Here is a 6753-nt window from a genome sequence, read left to right as displayed (position 1 = left end):
AAAATCCTTTGTTTTGACCTTGTTAGGGTGCGAAATGTGAGTTTGTGACGCTGTTTGTGGCGTATTTCAACTTTCTGCGCCCGCATAGCGCGCTCGAAGGCCGGGTGTCGGTCGTCATCTCGGAGCTCGCCGAGCTGCCGCATATGCCGGCCCGTTGGACAAAGCTGATCGCCCTGGCCCAAGCGTTTCTCCAACAAGAGGCGGCCTGACTTTTTGTCCTCCGGAGCCCGTTGAACAGAACTCCTGCCGGATTCGGCGAAGCGAACCCTTGACCAACCGAACACCGCCAAAGGTAAAATTCGGTCATGGCAAGGACGGCTTTCTTATTGCCTTCTTTTTTGTCTCCGTCGCCCTTGACGACTCTTTCTCACCTTTGACGGGTGTTGGTCAAGGGCGAATTCGGCTCTCCGCATGCCCCACGATGCTCAATGGGATGGCCTGTGTGGAGTTTTCATAGAATTTTTGACGCTACCCGATTTTATTTTTGGTTTGACATAAATGCATAAATGATTACGCCTCCGTTTTCCTGTATTTTCGGAAAGAATGATGCACTATTCTTCAAACACCTCATTCATCAACTCTTCAATCTCTTTCCACCGCTTCTCTGTTTCTTTTTTATCCAACCGGAACTTTCCGTTCTCTTGTACAATCACATCACCGGCGCGGGCGTTTTTTGGCAGTTTGCTTTTCTCAATATCGATCATTTTGCCATCCTCCGCCTCACAAACTGCCCATTTACCCTCGAAACGATCAATGATATATTTCATTTAACCACCTCTAATAAATTGGTTTTACGTTGAAGGTAAGCGTTGTCCCATTGGTTGTCGCGATAATCGTTCCTTGTTTGTCTGTACGGAATACCTTTACTTTATAAGCTTTCAAACGATTCAAAACTTCCGGTGTCGGATGACCATAGGCGTTCTTGCCAACTGAGATTACCGCATACGTTGGTTTTGCAGCTTTTAAAAGCGTCGCGCTGGTCGATGTTTTTGCACCATGATGACCTACTTTCAACACATCAGCGCGTAAATCCTTTTTCGCTTTAACCATATCCGCTTCTGCTCGAGTCTCGGCGTCACCTGTAAACAGGAATGACTTTTTGCCATAGGTCACTTTTAGAACAGCGCTCCAGTCATTTGTATCGCTAGTGCTGTACGATTTTACAGGGCCAACAAACTTAGCAGTCACACCTTTGATTGGCAAGACAACGTCAGCTTTAGCAACCTTTATAGTAAGCTTTTCATTTTTAACAGCAGTCAAAAAATCCTTGTATGCTTGCGTTGTACTACCGACCCTTGGGGCATATACGCTTTTTACAGGGAAAGCCTTGAGAACCTCATCAAGACCGCCAATATGGTCGGCGTCTGGATGAGTCGCGATCATGATCTCGATGTCCTTTACCTTCTGCTTTTTAAGATAGGCGACGACATCACTGCCATCTTTATTTCCTCCATCAATGAGAATGTCCTCTCCATTTGGCGCTTTAATGTAAATACTGTCACCTTGCCCAACATTGATGAAGTGTACATACATGTTTTTTGGGGCTGCGTCTGTCACAATTCCCGGTAGTATTGCTATCATAAATACAATTACAGCTACCATCAGCATCTTGATTTTCCTCATTGAAAACTCCCCCTTTTACTTTTCAAGAAGATTATACCATCACTTGAGCTAAGAGGGAGTATAGAAAACAAACAGGAGGCGAAAAAATGTTCGATATTATCGGAAGACTAAGGTGTCCGGTATGCTCAAAAATTGTCCGCCCTAGCGATAAAGTGTTCTTGGATATAATCAATACAATCATCCACCAGAGATGCTACCATCAAAATTTGTCCCGTAAATTCCTCCCATTCAAAGACAAAGGAACATTTCAACATATGTTGCTGAAGTATCCGTTTTTACTTGATGATCATGATAATGAAAGTGTTTGATTTTGTGTCTGACAAAAAAAATAAATTAAGTTCGTTTTTTTCAAGACGCGATGATATGCTATGTCCTCAGAATCCCCTGACCGGGGACAGCCACTGTCCATATTGTCACGGGAGACACGTTTATTATTTCAGTCTGTCGCGACTCACTGTCCATCGTCTCGGACGGCCGCTAATCCACTGGGACATCTGTCGCGACACATTCCGCATCTTGTCCTATGCCAGACAATTGCTGTCTTGACTTAAGACAGGAAACAAATTTATGTCACCTGGTTGTCTTGTTGTCCATGATTCACCCTACTCCTTTTTGTCTTCACCAAGGACAAGTGAGAAAACAACAGGAGTGGCCGTTGTCCTCCGACGGAATGCTTTCGCGACACCTTGTCGCAACTGTATATCTTAGTTGCATAGATTTTTGATTGATCGAGGAACAGGGACACGACCCTTGCCCTCATCTTTTATTTCATACCGCCCTTTGCGTCATTCCAGTGTCCTCACCTTCATTCGCTCCCCTGATTCTAAGGAGAATTTTTATCTTATTGGTAAATTTGCATTGAGAATTATGTTCTAAATAATCATATCATCACCAACCAAAATCTAATCAATAAACCTATCCCCTTTATAATAACTACTAACTGGCATTTTCACCTTGCAGCTATGCGTCCAAAATCAATCTTTAAAATCCCTTTTACCATCCTTTTTGCGACGATCCGCTTGCATTTCACCCTTCATCGAAGTGAAAATCTGAAGTTTAAAACCCTCGGGACTCCCCCCACCAATCTAATGAGGTATTGGAACAAAACCAATTTGGTTTATTCTTTCTTTATGGTCGGGGGGAGCAAGCAGGCTGACGCCCATAATATAAGGGCGACGAACCATTTCACGGGAACGTCAGTTCTTGACCAACCTCTTAAGCTGCTGGACACGCCGCACCGATATCTGAAGCATCATGGCCAGCTGCTTATTTGTCGCGTCAGGGTGTCGCTCCATTGCCTTCTGCAGTTGCCATGCCTTGTCCTCCGTTCGCTCCCGTTGTTCCTCGAGGTACTCCTCCCTTGTCTTCGCCCCTTGTCCCCGGCGCAACTCCCCTGTCCTCGCCCTGTCGCGTTCCCGTTTCCGCCGGCGCTTCTCATTGGCGTCAATAATGGTCTGCAAGTGTCGCTGTTCCTCCGGCGTGATGTCCAGCCATCGAATGATCGTAGAGTTCTTCAGATTATAGCCGGCGCCGGGATAGCCTTTCTTCCTCGCCTCCTCATTCGCCTTTGCATCATTCCTAGCCATCCACGCTTTCTCGGCGCTTTTTGTCGCCCGGATCACCTCTTTTTCAGACAACGGCTCCTTAAATCCAGCGTTCAGCTCTATCATCTGTTTCAACGCCTCCTCAGGATCATCAGTAAGACAGCAACTCCAGTATCGGTATAAAAAACAAAACAGTTCCCTATACCCCTTGAGATCATAGTCCCTTAGCTCCGCAAGACGGATCAAATCCAACAGCCTGGCATAGTGCAGCGTCTGGATATTATGTAGCCGGACAAGTTTCCCTTTTCTTCCTTTCTTCCCTGTCTCCGCCCTTGTCAATTCCGGCAAGTACTCATATTGCAAGTCACGGAGGACATACCTGTCGCCGTGCCGGTACTCGACGACGACCTCCCTTTTGCTCTTGGAGTTGACCGACCCGTCGATCCGGAACACCCTGGTCGGATCCAGCGACTTCTTGTCCGCCCCCACATAGCTGAGTTGCTCATAAAAATAGTTCTCCACCGCCTTCCACAGCGGCAAGGCCTTGTACGGGACCGGATCGATCAACCAAACGCATACGATTCCGCGACCCGAGAAAATGATGAGATTAGGTTCAGGCAAGATATTGTCATAGAATACCTCGATGTCCAACTTCCCGACCACCCACTCCGGCTCATAGCCAATCGTATGGCAATCCACATCCACGTACAGAGCCCTCAGCTGCCTTATATTCTCGATTCTTCGTTGAGGCTTATAAAAGGTGTTTTGGCTAAAATAGACGTCCTCTCCAAGCCATTTAGGCAGTTCTACAGCCAATTCGTTGGGCTGGTAGTGATACTGCTTCCATCCCCCGTCCGGTTCCTTCTTCGCCAGCGTGATCCATCCTGAGGCGCCTCGATGCTGAAACGTCACATGGCGCTTTGCACGATCCAAAGGGGAAAGTTCCATATTCTCGAGCTTAAAATTCTCCACCGAACGCCCTCCCTGCGTGGGAAACAACCGCATAGCCATGCAAATGCGAGATGCGATCATTATGCAGAAAGACAGCGGCCGTCCCTTCAAAATTTACACACCATTCAAATAGAAAAAGGGAAAATAAGAATGCCATGAGGATCAATCGAGGCCTATTGAATAGGAGAGGACTCTGGCGGTCTTGAATTTCGACACTTTATTTCAAAATCCTCCATTTATTTCAAAAATCGTCAAATCGATTAACAAAAATGCTCTTTTGGCTGCATTTCTTGGAACACCGGCGACCCGTAGTCTTTTGGTTCGGGAAGGGCGATGTGATAGGCTGGAACGGGCCGGAAAGGCGCGTGCTCCGGCGGGATGGCCATCAGTCAGCATAGCGTTTCCGGCCACCAGCCGACCATCACATCGCCCCGGGGACCCGGACCAAAAGGAAACGGAAGCGCCAGCGAACGCAGACTTTGTTCCATCGATCTCTGTTTTTTTGTCATGATTTGTCGAAATATGTATTTTGTATTTTTATCAGACAATAAATACTTTAACATTCCTCATATACGGATCGGTAAAAATAAAAAATAGGCACTTTGCTAAAAAATGACCGCTAAAATTCGCCTGTAACGCGTTTTAATCGATAAGGCAATGGGTTTTCTATTCGAAAAGAGAAAAACAAAAACGCCTTTACGGACCGTTTTTTCGCGTTTAACGCGGTAGTGATGTTTTTCTTTGTACGGCGACACGAGGAACGTCCGTCGACAAGAACTTCCCATGCTGCGATCGTTTTGTCGTCGACCTCCAATCGTGCAAAAATCCCAGGGGATCGACGACAGTTTCTTTTTTTCTTTCCTTCCTACAGCCATCAGCGATTCACTCTATTGACGGAATTTTCGAAATGGAGTATACTGGACTTGCCCTGTTTTGAAAAGTGTTGATTTATCAACGATTTTTGGGGGTTTTTATCTTACCTATGAGGAATTGAAACAGCGCTTGGCGGGCGCTTTCTTGGCGCTCGTGTACGGGCGTTTTTATCTTACCTATGAGGAATTGAAACAAAAATCTGGAGAAGTATAACGACTGTTTCGCTCGGGTTTTTATCTTACCTATGAGGAATTGAAACTTGCTCTGCTTTGGCTTGCTCCGCTTGCTCTGCTTTGGTTTTTATCTTACCTATGAGGAATTGAAACTGTATTCGTACATGAGGGCGCGGGTATTGCCGCGTGTGTTTTTATCTTACCTATGAGGAATTGAAACAAAGCGGACTGATCGCCGACATGGGTGCCGAGCGCTGGGTTTTTATCTTACCTATGAGGAATTGAAACAATACATCAAACCAACATTCTTCTGTCAAATAATACAAAGGTTTTTATCTTACCTATGAGGAATTGAAACCTCATTTTCTCGGTGCTTTTTGATAGTTGCGCAATGAGTTTTTATCTTACCTATGAGGAATTGAAACAGATAATACACGTCCTCGCCGATGCGTTTTGTGTGGTTTTTATCTTACCTATGAGGAATTGAAACCTGTAAAGAATACTTTTGTTTTTGATGTCACTTCCCGAGTTTTTATCTTACCTATGAGGAATTGAAACATTGATTCGACATCCAGCACTAGTACAACACAAGCCCGTTTTTATCTTACCTATGAGGAATTGAAACGCGAAATTAAGTCCATTGTTTACATAAATTTGGATGTTTTTATCTTACCTATGAGGAATTGAAACAGTTCAGCTTTGTTCATTTTTGAGCGACCACGAATACCGTTTTTATCTTACCTATGAGGAGCTAAAGATAAGACTAACGCGAAAACCCACTGATTTTTTTTCAGCGGGTTTTATCATCGACTCAACGCCTGACGATCAGGTGTTTTTTCTTTTTAATTAAGCTTTTTTCTCTCCACCCGCAGCGATGCGATGAGTGGCTGCCTCGAGCTGCTTCGCATGGCTGCGGAATGAGTCCGCTTGCACAACAGCTTCCTTGAACGAACCGAGCGCCGGGCTTCGGAGGCTCCAGCCGGACTGCCACAGGCAGGGAGGCTGCCGGCCGGGAAGACCGGCGCGGGCATCAAAGTTCTAAACAATGAAGTAATGTCCAGGCAAGGTCAATATATAAAAAAGCGATCTGCTATAATTAATGTATAATTTCCTCATCTATAATATAAATTCCACATTGAGGTGGTCTGTTTGAGCGATAAACTTAAAAAAGAACAGCGGTCGAAGATCATGAGAGCGATAAAATCGCAGTCACAGCTAGAAAATAAAGTTACTAAGTCACTCTGGAACGATGGATATAGATTTCGGAAAAATGATAAATCTTTGTTTGGAAAACCCGACATTTCAATCAAAAAATATAAAATAGTTATTTTCATTGATTCGTGTTTTTGGCATGGTTGCCCGCTGCATGGACATATGCCTAAGAGCAATACCGAATATTGGGAAAGAAAGCTTGTAAGAAATAAAAAAAGAGATCAGGAAGTTAACGAATATTACAAAAAGCTCGGCTGGAACTGTCTGAGGGTATGGGAACATGAATTTAGGCAGGATTTTTATCAGGCAGTTGAAAAAGTAAAACATTTTATAGATCAAGCAAAGAAAAACTAAAACGATTTTCAGTGCATCTATGG

The 6753-nt window shown here is 44.8% G+C and carries 4 protein-coding genes, 1 pseudogene and 1 CRISPR repeat array; of the genes and pseudogenes, 2 read left to right on the top strand and 3 right to left on the bottom strand.

Translation table 11 applies throughout. From position 1 onward, the window contains the following. Positions 1–41 precede the first annotated feature (41 nt). Positions 42–209 (top strand): annotated as a pseudogene (locus ETR37_RS12295) (DDE-type integrase/transposase/recombinase); the annotation flags it as partial. 342 nt (positions 210–551) lie between these two features. Here ETR37_RS12295 and ETR37_RS12290 read toward each other — a convergent pair. From ETR37_RS12290 to ETR37_RS12275, 3 genes are all read right to left on the bottom strand, one after another. Next, complete coding sequence (locus ETR37_RS12290; protein ID WP_129447326.1) at positions 552–767, bottom strand: DUF3006 domain-containing protein; 216 nt, start codon at positions 765–767, stop codon at positions 552–554. Positions 768–777: 10 nt separating this feature from the next. After that, positions 778–1623 (bottom strand): ComEC/Rec2 family competence protein, encoded by an 846-nt coding sequence (locus tag ETR37_RS12285; RefSeq protein ID WP_129447325.1) that lies wholly within the window; start codon positions 1621–1623, stop codon positions 778–780. 1196 nt (positions 1624–2819) lie between these two features. Next, positions 2820–4139, bottom strand: coding sequence for a replication protein (locus tag ETR37_RS12275; RefSeq protein WP_129447324.1), 1320 nt, complete (start codon positions 4137–4139; stop codon positions 2820–2822). A gap of 946 nt (positions 4140–5085) precedes the next feature. Next, a CRISPR array of direct repeats spans positions 5086–5922; the repeat unit is 30 nt; unit sequence GTTTTTATCTTACCTATGAGGAATTGAAAC. 391 nt (positions 5923–6313) lie between these two features. Between ETR37_RS12275 and ETR37_RS12270 the strand changes: the two genes are divergently transcribed. Then, the gene (locus ETR37_RS12270; protein WP_164978001.1) at positions 6314–6730 is read left to right on the top strand and encodes a very short patch repair endonuclease; all 417 of its coding nucleotides are present in this window, start codon (positions 6314–6316) and stop codon (positions 6728–6730) included. Positions 6731–6753: the final 23 nt, after the last annotated feature.

Origin of the sequence: Geobacillus sp. PK12 (genome assembly GCF_004123125.1) — a bacterium.
Lineage (GTDB): Bacteria > Bacillota > Bacilli > Bacillales > Anoxybacillaceae > Geobacillus > Geobacillus zalihae.
Note: the sequence above shows the minus strand (reverse complement) of the source record. Positions and strands in the feature narration are given on the sequence as shown.